We start from the raw sequence: 16,245 nt of genomic DNA, 5'->3' as shown, positions 1-16,245 counted from the left end.
GGATCGCGTTGAGCACTTGCAGGTTCGGCAGGCTCACATTGCCTCGCTGTCGCGGCAGGCAATGTTCGATCTGTTTGAATTGGGCTTCGGAGATTTCCATCCCCGAAGCATAACCTTAAATCAATGTAGTGTGAACACGCCATAGTGCGGCTCGAAGGTGGGGCGGGGACAAATTGCGCGCAGCGGCGCATCAAATCGCACCATCGCGCATCAAAACGCACGAATCCGCACTCATGCAAAACTGCCGGAAGCCCGCGCCAGTAGGCGCTCGCGCGCTGGGCGGCGAATGCATGAAAACTGCCCCATCAAGAAAGACCGCAGGCGAGGAGGGGGACCGCGCAAAGGCCACCGTCGGGGTCTGGCTGCGCGCCGAAGAGCCTGACCCCAAACACTCCGCCCCCGGACGCGCCTTGACCTCCTTGCGCCGCTCGTGGTGCGGTCCAGGGTTGGGGTTGCCTCGCGAATGCAAAGCCGTTGTAGGCCCGCTATTCGCGCCGTCGCCAGACACACAAGGATCGCACCCGGCACGCTCGGGACAGATCGCAGATATCATTTTTCGCTAGCATCGAGATAGCACTTTGTGCTATCATTCCAGCATGAAAACGAAACACGCCCGAACGCTCGCGGCGATCTTTACGAAGCCGACCTTGGGCGGCATCGTATTCGCTGACATCGAATCGCTGGTTGTCGCGTTGGGCGGCGACATCAATGAAGGCGCAGGGTCGCGCATCGCCTTCGAATTGAACGGGACGCGCCGCTACCTATATCGCCCTCATCCGGGTAAAGAGGCAAAGCGGTATCAGGTGGAAGATTTGCGCGACTGGTTCATCGAATTGGGGATCAAACCATGACCAACGCAATGACTTACAAGGGATATTTCGCCCGCGTAGATTTCGACGGGCGCGACAAGATTTTCGTCGGTCACGTGCTCGGCGTGGACGACAAAATCAGTTTTCACGGCGAAACCGTCGACGAGCTGACTGCGGATTTCCACGCAGCCATTGATCACTATCTGGAAGACTGCAAGCACACGAACCGGAAGCCTCAGAAGCCCGCATCGGGTAAGTTGATGTTGCGTATCAACCCGGAAGTGCATGCGGTTGTCGGCATCGCGGCGGCCGTGTCGGGGGAGAGTGTCAATCAGTGGTCGGAAGAGGTGTTAGGGCGCGCGGCCCGAGAAGTGCTCGATCGTGCCGCGCATGCGTGACGCCTGCCACCTATGATGCCGCGACCGGCGCCGGCGGAATCTCGTAATCGTCGAACGTCACGACCTGCTCGCCGAGCCAGTCGTTCAGCTCGGCGAAGCGGGCCTGCAGCGGCTTGATTTCGTTGCGCCCGAACACGCGCGCGGCGGTGTCCGGCGTGCCGAACCCGCCCGAGTTGCTCGGCACGATGCCGAGCAGTTGCGGCGGCACGCGATGCGCGGCGAGCAAGTCGTCGCGCGTTACGTTCTTGATGTTGAAGAACTCGTCCTTCGCGGCGACCTCGGACACGGGGATGAGCTGGATGCCGTCTTTCTTCCCGCCCGGCGCGTACATGAACACGTTGCGGTAGTTGCCCGGCCCCTTCGCGTTCTTCAGCGCCTCGCGCATGTTGTCGACGTCGTCCTGCTTCTGCGCGGCGTCCGTCATGTACAGGATGAAGCCGGCGTGGCTGCCGTTCTCGTAGTATTTCCGCCGGAACAGCGTCGACGATTCGTTCAGCCAGGCCGAGTGCAGCGAGCTGAGATATTCCGGCAAGCCGTACACCTCCTGGTTGATGTCCGGGCGCATGAGCTGGAACACGCTGTCGGACGCGAACTCGTGCCGGTCCTGCCAGCCGTTCACGTACACGAAGCCGCTGAAATCCGCCTTGCGTTGCGCGTACTTCGCGAGCCGCCGGCTCGAGCCGCAGCGTGCCGCCGAACACGTTCCGGCGACGCTCCAGGTAGCCGTTGCCGAACGTCAGGAAGTCGAGCGCCCAGCGCTCGAACGCCTGCCGCGACAGCCAGCGATGCGGGCGGAACGTCGACGCCAGCACATTCGCCTGGCGTCATCGAACACGATCCGCCGTCTCTTCGCTCAACACTCGATAACACGCCGGCCGCCGATCCCGAAACACGCCCCAGCTTCGCCGTCGATACGCGAGCGCGTCGAGATCGAATTCGGCAGTCACGATCGCCTGGCCTTCGCGGTCGCATTCGACGATCTTCTCGCCGTCCGCGCCCGCGATAAACGAACTGCCGTAAAACGTGATCTCGCCCGATTCGCCGCGCTCGACGCCGATCCGGTTGCTCGCGACGAGCGGCATCAAATTCGCGGCCGCATGTCCGCGTTGCGTGTTCTGCCAATGCGCGCGCGAATCGATCGACGAATCGTGCGGCTCGCTGCCGATCGCCGTCGGATAGAGCAACATCTCCGCTCCCGCCAGCGCCATCGCACGAGCACATTCCGGAAACCATTGGTCCCAGCAGATCCCGACGCCGATCCTGCCGTACGCGGTGTCCCATACCTTGAAGCCCGTATCGCCCGGCGTGAAATAGTATTTTTCCGTGTAGCCCGGGCCGTCCGGCACGTGCGTCTTCCGATAGACGCCGAGCGCGCGGCCGTCCGCGTCGAAGATCGCGACCGAATTGAATTGCGTCTGGCCGACGCGCTCGAAAAAGCTCACCGGCAGCACGACGCCGAGCTCGCGTGCGAGCGCCGCAAAGCGCGAAAGCCACGAATGACCGTCGTACGGCTTCGCGAGCGCGAAGTGGGCAGGATTCTGGTCGATACAGAAATACGGCGTCTCGAACAATTCCTGCAGCAGCACGACCTGTGCGCCGCGCGCGGCCGCGTCGCACACCATACGTTCGGCGCGCGACAGGTTCGCATCGACGTTCCAGTCGCATGCCATCTGCGTTGCAGCCACGCTCACCCTTCGCACCTCATCCTCCTTGCGCTTGACGCAGCGCCGACCAATACGGCGCCTGCGCGGCGCGAGCGGCCGCCACCGCACCGCGCTCGCCGTCGCCGAGCGGATGCTGGACGAACAGGTGCGGATCATCGAACGGCGCGTTCCAGCCGACGAGCCCTTCGAGCACGCCGAGCGTCGCGATCGGCAGATACGGCAAGCTGTAGCCGCCTTCCTGCAGCATCGCGATGCGTCCGTCGCACACGCTGCCCGCCGCTTGCCTGAGCGCCCGCGCCATGTGCCGGAACCCGTCGCGCTGGACGCGCATTCTGCCGAGCGGATCGAATGCGTTCGCGTCCTGCCCCGCCGACACGAGAATCAACTGCGGCGCGAATGCATCGATGAGCGGCAACACCAGTTCGTCGAATGCGTGCTGGTATCCGGCATCGCCCGTACCGGACGGCAACGGCACGTTCACGTTGTAGCCGGCGCCCGCGCCGCCGCCCGTCTCGCGCGCCTCGCCGCCGTCGACCGGAAAGTTCTCCGCCTCGTGCAACGAGACGAACATGACCGACGGATCGTCGTAGAACACCTGTTGCGTGCCGTTGCCGTGATGCACGTCCCAATCGACGATCGCGACGCGTTCGATCCCGTGCGCAGCCTGCGCATGCCGGGCAGCGATCGCGACGTTGTTGTAGTAGCAGTAGCCCATCGCGAAATCAGCGCCCGCATGATGGCCCGACGGCCGGATCAGCGCGTATGCCTGCCGCAGCGGCCCCGTCATGACCGTATCGACGGCAGCACACGCGGCCCCCGCCGCGAGCCGCGCGATGCGCTCGGTCGACGCGCTGCCCGCCGCGTCCTCGCCGAGCTGCACCACTTGCTCGCCCGCCACCGCGCAGGCTTCGGCGAGCTGCCTCAGATACTCGGGCCGATGCACACGCAGCAATTGCTCGTCGGCCGCGCTCGCGAACGCGATACGCGTCAGTTGCTCGGTCATGCCAACCGCATCGAGCAACTGCTTCGTGTACGCGAGCCGCAGCGGGCTGTCGAAATGCTCGCCGAAAATCAGCGCGCCGTTCGGGACGACGTACACGAGATCGCCTTGCCGATGCGTGAGAAATGCGGGATCGAACAGCAGTCCGGTGGGAATCACTTCGGTCTCCTCGTCAAAATGACACCGATCAATGGCCGGTCTTGAACTGGGTCCAGTAGCGCGTCTGCATGCGCATCGCGGCGGCATCGGCCGCTTTACCCATAGCGTACGCATCGCCGCCGCATCCGGATAGATCGCCGGATTCGACGTGAGTCGCTTGTCGACGAGCGGCGTCGCCGCGCGATTCGGATTCGGATACATCACCTTGTTGCTGATCTTCGCGACGACGTCGGGCCGCAGAATGTAATCGATGAAGCGTAGCGCGTTGTCCGCGTGCGCGGCGCCCTTTGGAATCGCCATGCTGTCGAACCAGAACGGCGCGCCGCCCGCGGGCAGGCTGTAGACGATTTGCTGGCCGTTCTTCGCATCGGCCGCGCGCAGCGCCGCGACGAGCACCGCGCCCGAGTAGCCGGTGACGACGCACACGTCGCCTGTCGCGAGATCGTTCATCACGGGCGTCGCGATGAACTGGCGGATCGTCGGCCGGATCTTCTTCATCATCTGGAGCGCCGCTTCGTAGTCGCGCGGATCGGTCGTATTCGGATCGCGACCGATGTAGCGCAGCGCAAGCGGAAACACTTCGCTGCCCGCATCGTTGAAGGCGATCCCGCAACCCTCGAGCTTCGTCGCATACGCGGGGTCGAAGATCAGATCGAGCGTGTTCGCGGGCAGCGGGCCGCCGAGCGCCTGCTTCACCTTCGCGACGTTCAGCCCAAGTCCGAACGTGCCCTGCATGTACGGCACGCTGTACTGGTTGCCGGGATCGACTTCGGCCGCGCGCGCGACGATCGCGGGATCGAGATTCTTCAGATTCGGCAGCTTCGATTTGTCGGGCTTTTGATAAAGGCCCGCCTGAATCTGGCGCGCGAGAAAGTCGTTCGACGGAAATACGAGATCGTAGCCGCTGTTGCCCGTCGTCAGCTTCGTTTGCAGTGCCTCGTTGCTGTCGTAGACGTCGAGCCGCACCTTGATGCCCGTCGCCTTCTCGAAGAAGGCCATCGTGTCGGGCGCGAAATACTCGGCCCAGTTGTAGATGTTGAGCACGTCGCCGTCCGCCGCATGCACGGCGGGACACGCGAGCGATACGAGCACGACGACGATCCACGCGATGCGCTTCATCGATCTCTCCTTTGACGACGTCGAACGGGATTCCTGCCGCTCGCCGGCCGCGCCGCCGAACGTTCCATTTGTGATCATAAGTAGAGGAAAAAATCGATTCGTGATCTTATTACGCACATCGCTTGTGCCTTTGAGGAAAGAATGCGGCGAATCGATCTGCTGTCCGCGCTCGAGACCTTCGTCTACGCAGTCGAGGAAGGCAGTCTCAGTCAAGCGGCGCGCAAGCTCGCGAAAACGCCGTCGGCGGTAACGAAAGCGATCGCCGGACTCGAAGCGACACTCGGCGTGCAACTGCTCGAGCGTACGACGCGCCGGCTCGTGTTACGGAAGGCGGGCGGCTCTATCTCGCGACCGCAACCGACGTGCTGCGCCGGCTCGCGGACGGTGCGCGGCAGTTGTCCGAGCACGACGACGAGCCGCGCGGCTTGCTGCGCATCACGGCCGCGCACTCGTTCGGCCACGCGATTCTCGCACCGCTCTGCACACCGTTTGCGCAGGCGTTTCCGCGCGTGCGGATCGAACTGTCGCTGTCCGATCATTACGTCGACATCGTCGGCGACGGCTTCGACCTCGCGCTCAGAATGGGCAATTACGATCTGCCGAGCCAGATCGTCAAAACGATCGGGTCGAACCGCAGCTTATTGTGCGCGAGTCCTAACTATCTCGCGCGACGCGGCCGGCCGGTCGTGCCCGCCGAACTCGCGCAGTACGATTGCGTGATCTACCGCCACCCGACGCTCGCCAGCACCTGGACGTTCGATCGCGACGGCACGCGCGAACGCATCGAGCCGAAAGGGCCGCTCGCCACCGACAACTACGCCCTCGCGCTCGCCGCGACGCTCGACGGCGCGGGTGTGCTGCCCTGTCCGCAGTGGAGCGTCGTCGACGCGCTCGAAGCGGGCCGGCTCGTGCCGCTTCTCACTGCATGGCGCTTCGAGAGCGCGTCGTTCGGCGAGGACCGCATCTGCGCCGCCTATCCGTCGAGCCGGCGCGGCTCGACGAAGCTCTGCCGGCTCATCGAGCGAGTCGAGGCGAAGCTCGCCGACAGCGAAGCGCGCGTCGCGCGCGTGCTGGGCGAAGCGATTTGCACCGATCTCGTGCTCCGTTGACGAGGGTCAAGGTCTTTTTCCCGTACTCCCCACAGTCGAAGAGCGCAGCGCGCCCGCACCCGCCTGTTGACGTGCGTCAATCCGCATCTGCAAGCCGCGTGCAAATTGGATACGCTTGTATGCATCGCATACCGCGAACGACGCGACGAGTGCGTCGACGCAGCAGCGTTTCGGACCCCATACGGCCCTCGCCGCACAACACCCGCTCGCCGTTGCTCGATCGCGAGCGGCCCGTCCGGCGTGCGCGGCGAGCCCATTCGTCCCGGAGACATCGTCATGGAAGAAGCTTACGCACGGCGCGCGCTGCTGCTCCATCTCGGCAGCGTACTGCAAATCCTGAGCCGCCTCGAACAGCAGAAGCCCGACAGCCTGTCGATCGAAGCGCTGCTCGCGACGAACGGCATGCTCGCCGACGTGCCGCTCGTCGAGTACGTCGTGCAGGACATGACCGTGCGCGAGTTCGAAGTCCGCGTATTGCGCTCGTTCTGCCTGTGGCCGCAACTGCTGCTCGAAGATCCGCTCGACTACGGCGCGCTCGCGCTGCCCGTTCGCAAGCACCTGTTCGCGGGCAACGACGCCGGCTGGAAAGCGTACGCGTCGACGCTGCGCGAAGCCGCGCCTGGCTTCGGCACCGCGCGTTCGTACACTGCCAAGCCGCGCGAGGCCGAGCCGAACTTCGCCGACGAACGCGACACCGAGGCCGGCGATATTCCCGTCGAGCCCGACGCCAACGACGAAGGCGACGGCCGCTTGCGCGAGCGTGCGGCGGCAAGCATCGAGAGTGCGGCGCCAGGCGCCGTGCGCATACGCCGCGAATCATACGAATAACGTCGCCATCCTTTCCTCGACGGCGCAGCCCGACGTGCAATCGATAAGGCTTCCGAACCTGTTTCGAGCGTGTCGGCACGTGTTTTGCGGCTACATGAGCGCGGCCCGCCATTGAAATTGCGCGGTCCGCCACCACATGCACGCCTGTAAGGCCCATCGGCGCGGACGGGCGTCCGCGGCAAGCCGACGAGCCTGGCTCGACGGACACGCTCCGTCACGACGTACCGCGGCCCGATCCGCGTTTGCCATGAAAGTCTCAGAGCGCGACGTGCGCTACGAACAGGGCATCGACCGATTGCTCGAACTTGCCGGCGCCCACGACGACGCGGCATACGCAGATATGAGCGATGGGCTCAGCGGCGCGTCGTCTGACGCGCTCGAGCACGACCTCGGCGATCTCGAACTCCTAGAACATCACTCGGCCGACGAAAGCGGCGGCCCTGCGTCGTTCGACGACAAGCCGGCGCGGTCCGCGTACGTCGATGCCGATTGGCGCGGCGACGCCGAATCGCATTCGTCCGAACGAAGCGACAACAACGCCGTCGACACCGCGATCTCGACGGATCCGCTTGCCCTCTTCGTGCGCCGGATGCACGCGGTGCCGCTGCTGAATCACGCGCAGGAAATCGCGCTCGCATCTGAAATCGAAGCCGGCCGTCAGTGCGTGCTGCAGGCGCTTGCCGATGCGCTCGATCTTCTCGATCTGGCGTCGCTGCCGGACGACCCGGCGCTCGCCCGTGCGCGCGCCGCGCTGCAGCGTGCGCGCGCCCGCGGTGACGAGGGCGCGCGCGCGTTCGCCCGTGCGCGCAAGCAGGCATACGCCGCCCTCGATGCCTACGGCTGGCCATCGACCGAGATCGACGCGGTGCGGCGCGCGATGCATCGCACGCCGGCGTCGCCGCCGAAGGGCAACGCGAGCGCGCTGCGCGCCGCCGCGCACGCGTTTGCCGAAGGCGAGGCGCGCATCTCGGCCGCGACCAGCAAGATGGCCGAAGCGAACCTGCGGCTCGTGCTGTCGATCGCGCGCAAGTACGCATCGCGCGGTCTCGATCTCGCCGATCTGCTGCAGGAAGGCAATCTCGGCCTGCTGCGCGCGATCCAGAAATTCGAATATCGGCGCGGCTTCAAGTTCTCGACATATGCGACGTGGTGGATTCGTCAGGCGATTTCGCGCGCGGTCGCGGACCGCGCACGCACGATCCGCCTGCCGGTTCACGTCGGCGACCAGGCGCGCCGCGTGCGCAAGATCGCCGATCGGATCAAGCAGCGCAGCGGCGCCCGAGCGTCGCTCGCGGAGCTCTCGGAGGCGACCGAGCTGTCGACCGAGCGTCTGCGCGCGGTGCTGCAGCTACCGCACGAGCCGCGTTCGCTGAACGCGCCGCTCGGCGACGACGATCAGGCCGAATTCGGCGACCTCGTCGAGGATGCGTCGACGCCGAGCCTGTTCGACGCGCTGGCCGGTGCGCAGATGCGCGAGGTCGTCGCGTCGCTGCTCAAAACGATGTCCGTGCAGGAAGCCGACATCCTGCGCCGGCGCTTCGGCATCGGCGGCGACGAGCCGTGGAGCTACGAGCAGATCGCCGCGCAATCGGGGGTATCGCGCGAGCAGATCCGCCGAATCGAGAAGCGCGCGCTGCAGACGCTGCGCGTGACCGCCGAAGCGTGCAACGCGCACGACTTCCTCGACGTGCAGCTGTAATCGCCGCTTGCCCTGCCTTTGGTCAGACGCTGAACCGATTCAACGTATATGCGCGATACGCGGCGACGAACGCGTCGAACGATCCGGCGTTCTTCCCTTCGAGCTCCGTCTGCTCCGCGAGCGAGCGCTCGGCGAGCGCCCGCGCGTCGCGCGTCGCGATTTCGTCGAGCGGACGGCTGCGGAAGTACGCCGCATGTGCTTCGCTTTGCGCGCGCGCAAACTCGATGAACGACTGCCCGTTCGCGCGCATCGCACGCAGCACGCGTGCGGACGGCGTGCGCTCCGGATCGTCGAGCTTGGCGCGCTGCGCGGCAATCGCGCGCATGTGCGCGTCGCCGCCGCGAATTTCGTCGAGCACGCGGCCTGCGGCTTCGATCTGCGCGAAGAGCTCGTCGGCCCACGCACGCATCGACACCGCCGCGCCGTCGCGCGTCAGCTCGAGCCCAGGCTTGCGCCCTTCCATCGTCACGCGGCCGAAGTTCGCGTTCGACTCGCGATACGCATCGCACGTGAGCGGCGCGCTATCGTCGAGCGCGCAGACGAGCAGATACGCATCGATGAAGCGCGCAGTGTCGAGCGAGATGCCCGTCGGCTCGAACGGATCGATGTCGAGGCAGCGCACCTCGATGTACTGGACGCCGCGCGACGCGAGCGCGTGCAGCGGCCGCTCGCCCGAATACGTGATGCGTTTCGGCCGGATCGTCGAGTAGAACTCGTTCTCGATCTGCAGCACGTTCGTGTTGATCTGAATCCACTCGCCGTCGCGGTGCGTGCCGATCGCCTCGTACGGCGGATACGGCTCGCTGACCGCCTTCGACAGCGCATCGAGATAGCCCTGCAGCGTGTTGTAGTCGGCCTCGAGCGCCGACTGCGCGGTCGTGTTCGAGTAGCCGAGGTCGCTCATCCGCAGGCTCGTCGCGTGCGGGCGATACAGCGTCGCGGCGTCGAACGTGTCGAGCTTGTGCGGGCGGCCGCGCAGGAAACCGAGATCGAGCGCCGGCGACGCGCCGAACAGATACATCAGCAGCCAGCTCGTGCGGCGGAAATTGCGGATCTGCGCGAGATAGCGCTCGGATTGGTAGTCGACCCTGTTCGCGGTCGAGCCTTCCGCCTCGTGCAGCCGCCGCCAGACTTCTTCGCTCAGCGAATAGTTGTAGTGGATGCCCGCGATGCACTGCATCGTGCGGCCGTAGCGATATGCGAGGCCGCGCCGGTAGACGGTCTTCAGGCGTCCGATGTTCGACGTGCCGTAGTCCGCGATCGGGATTTCGTCGTCGGCGGGCAGGAGGCCCGGCATCGAATGCGTCCACAGCATCTCGTCGCCGATCGACGCATAGACGTAGCGATGCAGCTCGTCGAGCCGCTCGAGCGTCGTCGCGGCGTCCCGCTCCGCAGGCGTGATCAGCTCGACCAGCGCTTCCGAATAGTCGGTCGTGAGCGACGGATGCGTGAGCGCCGATCCGAGCGCGCGCGGATGCGGCGTGAACGCGATCATGCCGTCGCGCGTCACGCGCAGGCTTTCCTTCTCGATGCCGCGCAGGCCGTCAGGCAGCTGCTCGCGCGTCGGGCTCGTGCTCAACACGGCAAGGCGTTGCTGCAGCAAGTCTGTCTGGCGGGAAGTCATGTTGTTCGGCATCGATGCAAGTGCGGGCTCGGCAACCCGCGACGCGCGCGGACCACCTGGCGGGATTTGACAGTAGCGGGCACTTTAACATCTCGCCGAAAGGCTCGCTTGACCCGCCCTCCGGCGTTGCCAGACGATCCGCGCCGGCCGCGCGCGGCCTGTCGCCTACCCGCCTCGCGCGGCACCGGCGCGGTCGGCGATCTCGTTCCACAGATGCATCGCCGCGTACGCACGCCACGGCCGCCACGCGTCGGTCCGGCGGCGCTGGCTCGCCGGACGGTCGAGCGCGGGATCGCGTGCGGCGATCGCCTGCATCAGCACGAGATCGGTCGCCGGCCACGCGTCGGCGTCGCGCCACGCACGCATCGCGACGTATTCGACGGTCCACGGACCGATTCCCGGCAGCGCGAGCAGTGCGGCGCGCACGCCGGTCGGGTCTGTCGCGTACGCGTCGAGCGGCACGTCGCCCGCAGCGACCGCGCGCGCGACGCCCTGCAGCGCGGCGACGCGCTTGCCCGGCATCCCGATGCGCGACAAATCGCATGCGGCGAGCGCGGCGGGTTCGGGGAAGCGCCAGCCGATCGGGCGCTGCGAATGGTGCGCGAGTTGCTCGCCTGCGCGCTCGACGAGCCGCCCGACGATCGTCGTCGCCGCTTTCACGCTCACCTGCTGACCGACGATCGCGCGCACGATCAGCTCGAAAGTCGACCACGCGCCCGGCACGCGCAGGCCCGGCGCGGCGCCAGCGAGTGGCGCGAGCCAGGCGTCGCGCGCGAAATGCGCGCCGATCGCCGCGGGATCGGCGTCTAGATCGAACATCGTCGCGAGCCGCGCGGCGAATGCGTCGTCCAGATGCCGCGCCGCATCGCCCTCGACGAGGGCGATGAGACAGCGCTTGCGCGGATGCTTGCGTACCGTCAGCGCACCCGCCGCGCCGCGATGATCGATCGTGCGCAGATACGCGCCGCCTTCGACCGCCTCGACGCCCGGAATCGCACGCCCCGCGAAGAAACGCAGCACGCGCGGCCAATCGTATGGCGGTTTGAACGGCAGTTCGAGCGCGACGCTGCCGGGCCGCGCGGCGGCCGACTCGAACGCGGCGCTCAAGCTGAGTCGTCCACGGCAAACACGACGGGCTCGCCCGCCGCGTGTTGCGCTTCGGCGTCGAGGAGCGCGGCCTTGCGCGGCAATCCCCATCGATAGCCCGCGAGCAAGCCGCCTTTCTGCACGACGCGGTGACACGGAATCGCGAGCGCGACCGGGTTCGACGCGCACGCACTCGCGACCGCTCGCACTGCGCGCGGCGCGCCGAGCGCCTCGGCGATCTGCGTGTAGCTACGCGTCTCGCCGTAAGGAATCCGACGCAATGCATCCCATACGCGCTGCTGGAACTCGGTGGCGGCAAGGTCGAGCGGCAGTTCGAAGCGTCGGCGCGTGCCGTTCAGATACGCGTCGACCTGCGCGACGAACGGCGCGATCCGCTCGGGCGACTCGACGAGCTCCGCGTTCGCGAACGCCGCCTTCAGCTCGTCGACGAGCGCTGCCGCAGCGTCGCCGAACGCAATCTTGCAGATGCCCTTGCGCGTCGCTGCGACGAGCACGACGCCGAGCCGCGTGTCGGCGGTCGCGTACTCGATCCTCAGCCCGGCGCCTTTGCGGCGGAACGCGGACGGCGACATGCCGAGCTCGCGCGGCGCCGATTCGTAGAGCCGCGACGGCGAATTGAAGCCCGCGTCGACGGCCGCACGCGTGACGGCGACGCCGCTTTGCAGCGCGTCGCGCAACGCGGCGCCGCGCTGCGCGGCCTGGTATTGGCGCGGCGACACGCCGACGACACGCTTGAAGAGGCGCTGCAGATGAAACGGGCTCACGTGGACGGCGTCGCTTAGCTGCGCGAGCGTGAAGCGGTCCTGACGATGTGCGTCGAGCACGGCGCACGCGCGATTGACGATTTCGAGCTCGCGCGGCAGCCCTTCGGGCTGGCAACGCTTGCACGGGCGATAGCCGGCCGCGCGCGCGGCGCCCGTGTCGGCGAAGAACGACACGTTTTCGCGCTTCGGCGGCCGTGACGCGCACGACGGCCGGCAGAACACGCCCGTCGTCCTGACCGCGTAGCAGAACGCGCCGTCGGCGTCGGCGTCCCGCGCGACGAGCGCGGCCCAGCGCGCGTCGTCGGTCGGATAGGCTGGCTTCTTCATCATGACCTCGCAAAAGCGGAACGGATGCCTGTCACTGTAGACGTCGACCCGGCCGCCTACGCGCTGATTCTTGCGCTCTCATTCGAACGGCTGACACACGAATGTCACACAATCGTCCGATCCATTGCCGCAACCGCGTGCGGGCGCCGCATCGGCCCTATTTTGTTGCGGTGCGAATGCGACAGATTGCCGTCCTGACGTTTTTTTACACAAAGAATATTGCGTCGCACCATCCGGATGTGTATAGTTGGAACTGTCTCCTCCATGTCTCCTCCTGATATGGATTAAGCCCGTTCGAACACGAACGGGCTTTTTTTCGTCCATCGATTTTGCACCGTCCGCCCGCGTGTCGCACGAACCGCCTACACTCGGTAAGACTTCCTGCCGAAGGAGACGCCCCCAATGAAATTCCATATCCACGAGATCGATCACGTGGTGCTGCGCGTCGCCGATCTGGCGACGATGACGCGTTTCTATTGCGACGTGCTTGGCTGCCACGTCGAGAAGGAGCAGCGGAATTTGGGGCTCGTCCAGCTGCGCGCCGGGCGTTCGCTGATCGACCTGCTCGCGGTCGGGGCGTCGATCGACCGGCCAGACAGCGGGGTGCCGGGAAAGGGCCGGAACATGGACCACCTGTGCCTGCGCGTCGAACCGTTCGACGCGGCCGCGCTGCACGCGCATCTCGCCGCGCACGGCGCGCGGCCGGGCGACGAAGCGCGGCGCTACGGCGCGGACGGCTACGGGCCGTCGATCTATCTGTTCGATCCGGAAGGGAACATGGTCGAGCTCAAGGGACCGCCGGAGGCCGTCGCGCCCTGAGCGCAGGGGCGCAACCTGGCGAACCGGGGGCAGAAACCGGAACCGAAAACCCTGGCTTCGCTCCGGCCGACGCGCGGCAACCCACCACCCACGCGCCGCTCGCCGCATCGCCGTCCGCTCAGGCGCCTTCACGCGCTTTCAACACAGTCCACTCGATCGCGACCGGATCGTGCGTCGCGCTCGACAGCCACGCAGCGCCGTCCTGGATCGTGCACTGCAGACGCATCGTACGCTCGGCGATGCCGCCCAGCGCGGCCGCGGCGCCGTCGGCCAGCGACGTTACCTGCACATTGTGCAGCCGCTCGACCTTGCCGCGCACACCCTGCCACCAGATGTCCGACGTGCGGCCGCCGTACGCGATCACGTTCACCCGGTCGGCGCGGCCGCTCGCTTTCGCGATGCGGCGCTCGTCGGGCTGGCCGATGTCGATCCAGGTCTCGATCGCGCCCGTCAGGTCCTTTTGCCAGAGATCCGGCTCGTCGGTGTCCGACAGCCCCTTGCAGAACTCGAGCCGCTCGTGCGCGAACAGCGCGAACGCGGCGATGCGCACCATCATCCGCTCGTCCGTCTCGGACGGATGACGGGCGACGGTGAGCGAGTGATCGGCATAATAGTGCCGGTCCATGTCGGCGATTTGCAGCTCCGCCTTGTAGATCGTCGATTTGAGCGCCATTCAGCATCGGGCCCCATGCGGGCCGTTGATTCGGGTCGGGGCGTGATGATACCGAATGCGCGATGACCGCGCGACGATGCGCGGACGACACCGAAGGCGGCGGAAGCAAACGCAGCACGGCCCGACACGCGCCGGGCCGTAAATCTTGCCGCACCCGGGCCGTGCCCGAGCGCGTGATCAGAAGCGAATGCGACCGCGTTACTGCTTGACGAAGCGCGAGTCGGCCCAGAGACCTTGCTGGTCGCTGTTCTCCGCGCTCACGAACTGCACGTCGCCGTTGTCGACGCTGACGATCCGGAAGCGCTGCCCCTCCGGTACCGACAGGCAGCGGTAGTCGTCGAAATACTGCTGCTTCGCCTGCGAGTGGCCGTCGCGCTCATGATTCAGTACGGAATCCAGATTGTCTTTCGACAAACATCCCCAAGCGTTCTTGGTAAGCTGGATTTCCTGTTGCGGCTTGAGCAACGCGTCGCCGCTCGCCTGCGCCACCGAAAATGCAACGATGCCGCTCGTCAACATCAGAAAAAGGCCGGTTCGCTTCATCATGTCGTGTCTCCCATTCGCTCGGGTCATGAGCTCGGGTTAGCTATGTATTTAAAGGCTTGCGTCGACCCACGTTTTCTCATGCTAGAAGATGCGAAGGCGATCTCAAGCACATTCGTTGTGCGACCGCAATAGCGACGAATTGCCGCACCCACCGCACCGCTCCGTTTGCTGAGTACGCTGCCGCGCCCGGTCACGGCACGAATGCACTTTCCGGACGATTCGGATGCCCAAAAGTCTTGCCCCACAAGCCTTTCAGTGGTGCATGGTTTCCCACGATGAACGAGTTGGATAATTTAAAAGGAGTCGGTTAGCGATTTGATGCATCGCACATAAAGTCGTCGAAAAATATCGCGCGCCGCATGGAAATTTTTCTGACCTGCGGAATACAAGAAAAATGCCAGGTGCTTTTGCACCCGGCATTCGTTCCATTGCCATAAGCGCCATACCCCGACCGGTGTGGCGCTTACGGTGTATACGCCAGCCGGCGTTATTCGCGGCCGTGCAATTCCGCGTTCGGCTGGGCGACGAAATAATCGCGCTGGAAAATGCACATTCTCAAAGCGTTGTGATATTGGCCATTGCCGAAAAATTCTTCGATCAATTCGGCCTCGTGCTGGAAACCGCATTTCTCGTAAACCCGGATCGCCGCAGCATTCGATTTGTCGACGATCAAATACAGCTTGCGCAGGTTCAGTACCTTGAACGCATATTCGACGGCGAGCCGGGTCGCGCGCGTCGCGTACCCGCGTCCCTGCCGGTTCGGCGCGATGATGATCTGGAACTCGCCGCGACGATGGATGTAGTCGAGCTCGATCAGTTCGACGAGACCGACGAGTTCGCCGTCCGGACCGGCCGCGACGAAGCGGCGCTCGCGCTGGTCGTGCACGTGCTGGTCGTATAGCTGCGACAGCTCCGTGAACGTTTCGTACGGCTCTTCGAACCAGTAACGCATGATCTTCGCGTCGTTGTTCAGTTCGTGGACGAAACGGAGGTCTTGACGTTCGAGCGGTCTCAGCGCAAGCGTATGTTGTTCGTTCTGGATTTGCATGGTGGTTGTCCTTGAGTCATTCGGGAGACGGCGTGCGAGCGGTATGGACACCCGGGCAAGCGCGGAGTGCGTCGAAGGATGCATCGACGGAAAATGACTGCGGGCACTTGTACAGAGCCTAAAATGAATCGAGGGTTCCCGCCCCGCGATGGAGGCTATCGTGATCGAGCAAGTGATACTGGGCGTTTTTCTCGTACTGCCGCTTCTCATCGTCGCGGTGCTGTACTCCGACGAACTCTGGCAGGAGCACCGCCTGCAGCATCCGCGCGACGAGCACGCGCCGCATATCGACTGGCGCCATCCGTGGCGCATCCTGCGGCGAGGGCATTGACGGTGTCGAGTCGTCCGCGCCGGCCGCGCGGATTTGCCGCATACGAGAAGACATCCGCCGCGCATCGGCACGGCGGCGACGGAGAACATACGGCGCGCAGTTCCGCATGCCGTGCACGCATGATTTCGTTCGATACGCCGAATCCGGTGGCAAGCCAGGTTCGGCGTTTGCTTGGACCGTGTCACACGTCGCGCGCGAACCGACATGCGAATCGCAGCAGA

14 protein-coding genes and 3 pseudogenes are annotated in these 16,245 nt (G+C 65.4%); 7 read left to right on the top strand and 10 right to left on the bottom strand.

What is annotated here, in order from left to right; genetic code table 11:
• Positions 1–596 precede the first annotated feature (596 nt).
• Complete coding sequence (locus WS69_RS26345; RefSeq protein WP_059473564.1) at positions 597–851, top strand: type II toxin-antitoxin system HicA family toxin; 255 nt, start codon at positions 597–599, stop codon at positions 849–851.
• A complete protein-coding gene (locus tag WS69_RS26340) occupies positions 848–1,207 on the top strand; it encodes a type II toxin-antitoxin system HicB family antitoxin (protein ID WP_015602418.1) in 360 nt (119 codons plus the stop codon). Before WS69_RS26345 ends, WS69_RS26340 begins: the two co-directional genes overlap by 4 nt.
• Before the next feature lie 10 nt (positions 1,208–1,217).
• On the opposite strand, the pseudogene WS69_RS26335 reads toward WS69_RS26340, so the two are convergent.
• The 4 genes and pseudogenes from WS69_RS26335 to WS69_RS26320 form a co-directional block, all read right to left on the bottom strand.
• Positions 1,218–2,028 (bottom strand): annotated as a pseudogene (locus WS69_RS26335) (phage portal protein); the annotation flags it as partial.
• A 3-nt stretch (positions 2,029–2,031) separates the two neighbouring features.
• Positions 2,032–2,907: an N-carbamoylputrescine amidase gene (gene aguB / locus WS69_RS26330; protein ID WP_059473563.1), complete on the bottom strand. Its 876-nt coding sequence runs from the start codon at positions 2,905–2,907 to the stop codon at positions 2,032–2,034.
• 1 nt (position 2,908) lies between these two features.
• The gene (locus WS69_RS26325) at positions 2,909–4,030 is read right to left on the bottom strand and encodes a class II histone deacetylase (RefSeq protein ID WP_059473562.1); all 1,122 of its coding nucleotides are present in this window, start codon (positions 4,028–4,030) and stop codon (positions 2,909–2,911) included.
• Positions 4,031–4,058: 28 nt separating this feature from the next.
• Positions 4,059–5,149, bottom strand: a pseudogene (locus tag WS69_RS26320) (polyamine ABC transporter substrate-binding protein).
• A gap of 141 nt (positions 5,150–5,290) precedes the next feature.
• On the opposite strand from WS69_RS26320, the pseudogene WS69_RS26315 reads away from it, so the two are divergent.
• The 3 genes and pseudogenes from WS69_RS26315 to WS69_RS26305 all read left to right on the top strand — a co-directional run bounded on the left by WS69_RS26315 (position 5,291) and on the right by WS69_RS26305 (position 8,785).
• Positions 5,291–6,258, top strand: a pseudogene (locus tag WS69_RS26315) (LysR substrate-binding domain-containing protein).
• Positions 6,259–6,534: 276 nt separating this feature from the next.
• The gene (locus tag WS69_RS26310) at positions 6,535–7,086 is read left to right on the top strand and encodes a hypothetical protein (RefSeq protein WP_059473561.1); all 552 of its coding nucleotides are present in this window, start codon (positions 6,535–6,537) and stop codon (positions 7,084–7,086) included.
• A 247-nt stretch (positions 7,087–7,333) separates the two neighbouring features.
• Positions 7,334–8,785: an RNA polymerase sigma factor RpoD/SigA gene (locus WS69_RS26305; RefSeq protein ID WP_059473560.1), complete on the top strand. Its 1,452-nt coding sequence runs from the start codon at positions 7,334–7,336 to the stop codon at positions 8,783–8,785.
• A gap of 22 nt (positions 8,786–8,807) precedes the next feature.
• On the opposite strand, the gene gshA is transcribed toward WS69_RS26305, so the two are convergent.
• The 3 genes from gshA to ada all read right to left on the bottom strand — a co-directional run bounded on the left by gshA (position 8,808) and on the right by ada (position 12,607).
• Positions 8,808–10,421 (bottom strand): glutamate--cysteine ligase, encoded by a 1,614-nt coding sequence (gshA, locus tag WS69_RS26300; RefSeq protein ID WP_059473559.1) that lies wholly within the window; start codon positions 10,419–10,421, stop codon positions 8,808–8,810.
• A 153-nt stretch (positions 10,422–10,574) separates the two neighbouring features.
• Entirely contained in the window at positions 10,575–11,516 is a 942-nt protein-coding gene (locus tag WS69_RS26295; protein WP_059473558.1) for a DNA-3-methyladenine glycosylase family protein, read from the bottom strand.
• Positions 11,513–12,607 (bottom strand): bifunctional DNA-binding transcriptional regulator/O6-methylguanine-DNA methyltransferase Ada, encoded by a 1,095-nt coding sequence (gene ada, locus WS69_RS26290; RefSeq protein ID WP_059473591.1) that lies wholly within the window; start codon positions 12,605–12,607, stop codon positions 11,513–11,515. Before ada ends, WS69_RS26295 begins: the two co-directional genes overlap by 4 nt.
• A 402-nt stretch (positions 12,608–13,009) precedes the next feature.
• On the opposite strand from ada, the gene WS69_RS26285 reads away from it, so the two are divergent.
• A complete protein-coding gene (locus WS69_RS26285) occupies positions 13,010–13,426 on the top strand; it encodes a VOC family protein (RefSeq protein WP_059473557.1) in 417 nt (138 codons plus the stop codon).
• 118 nt (positions 13,427–13,544) lie between these two features.
• Here the strand turns inward: WS69_RS26285 and WS69_RS26280 are convergent, their stop codons facing one another.
• From WS69_RS26280 to speG, 3 genes are all read right to left on the bottom strand, one after another.
• The gene (locus WS69_RS26280) at positions 13,545–14,099 is read right to left on the bottom strand and encodes a YaeQ family protein (protein ID WP_059473556.1); all 555 of its coding nucleotides are present in this window, start codon (positions 14,097–14,099) and stop codon (positions 13,545–13,547) included.
• A 198-nt stretch (positions 14,100–14,297) separates the two neighbouring features.
• Positions 14,298–14,645 carry a surface attachment protein Sap1 gene (gene sap1 / locus WS69_RS26275; protein ID WP_059473555.1) on the bottom strand — a complete coding sequence of 116 codons (348 nt, stop codon included), beginning with the start codon at positions 14,643–14,645 and terminating at the stop codon, positions 14,298–14,300.
• A gap of 487 nt (positions 14,646–15,132) precedes the next feature.
• A complete protein-coding gene (speG, locus tag WS69_RS26270; protein ID WP_059473554.1) occupies positions 15,133–15,693 on the bottom strand; it encodes a spermidine N1-acetyltransferase in 561 nt (186 codons plus the stop codon).
• Between the two features lie 160 nt (positions 15,694–15,853).
• On the opposite strand from speG, the gene WS69_RS34350 reads away from it, so the two are divergent.
• Complete coding sequence (locus WS69_RS34350; protein WP_010113186.1) at positions 15,854–16,024, top strand: hypothetical protein; 171 nt, start codon at positions 15,854–15,856, stop codon at positions 16,022–16,024.
• Positions 16,025–16,245 lie beyond the last annotated feature (221 nt).

Source organism: Burkholderia sp. BDU5 (assembly GCF_001522845.1).
Taxonomy (GTDB): Bacteria; Pseudomonadota; Gammaproteobacteria; order Burkholderiales; family Burkholderiaceae; genus Burkholderia; species Burkholderia mayonis.
The sequence above is the reverse complement of the archived record's forward strand: the minus strand, read 5'-3'. Positions and strand labels throughout refer to the sequence as shown.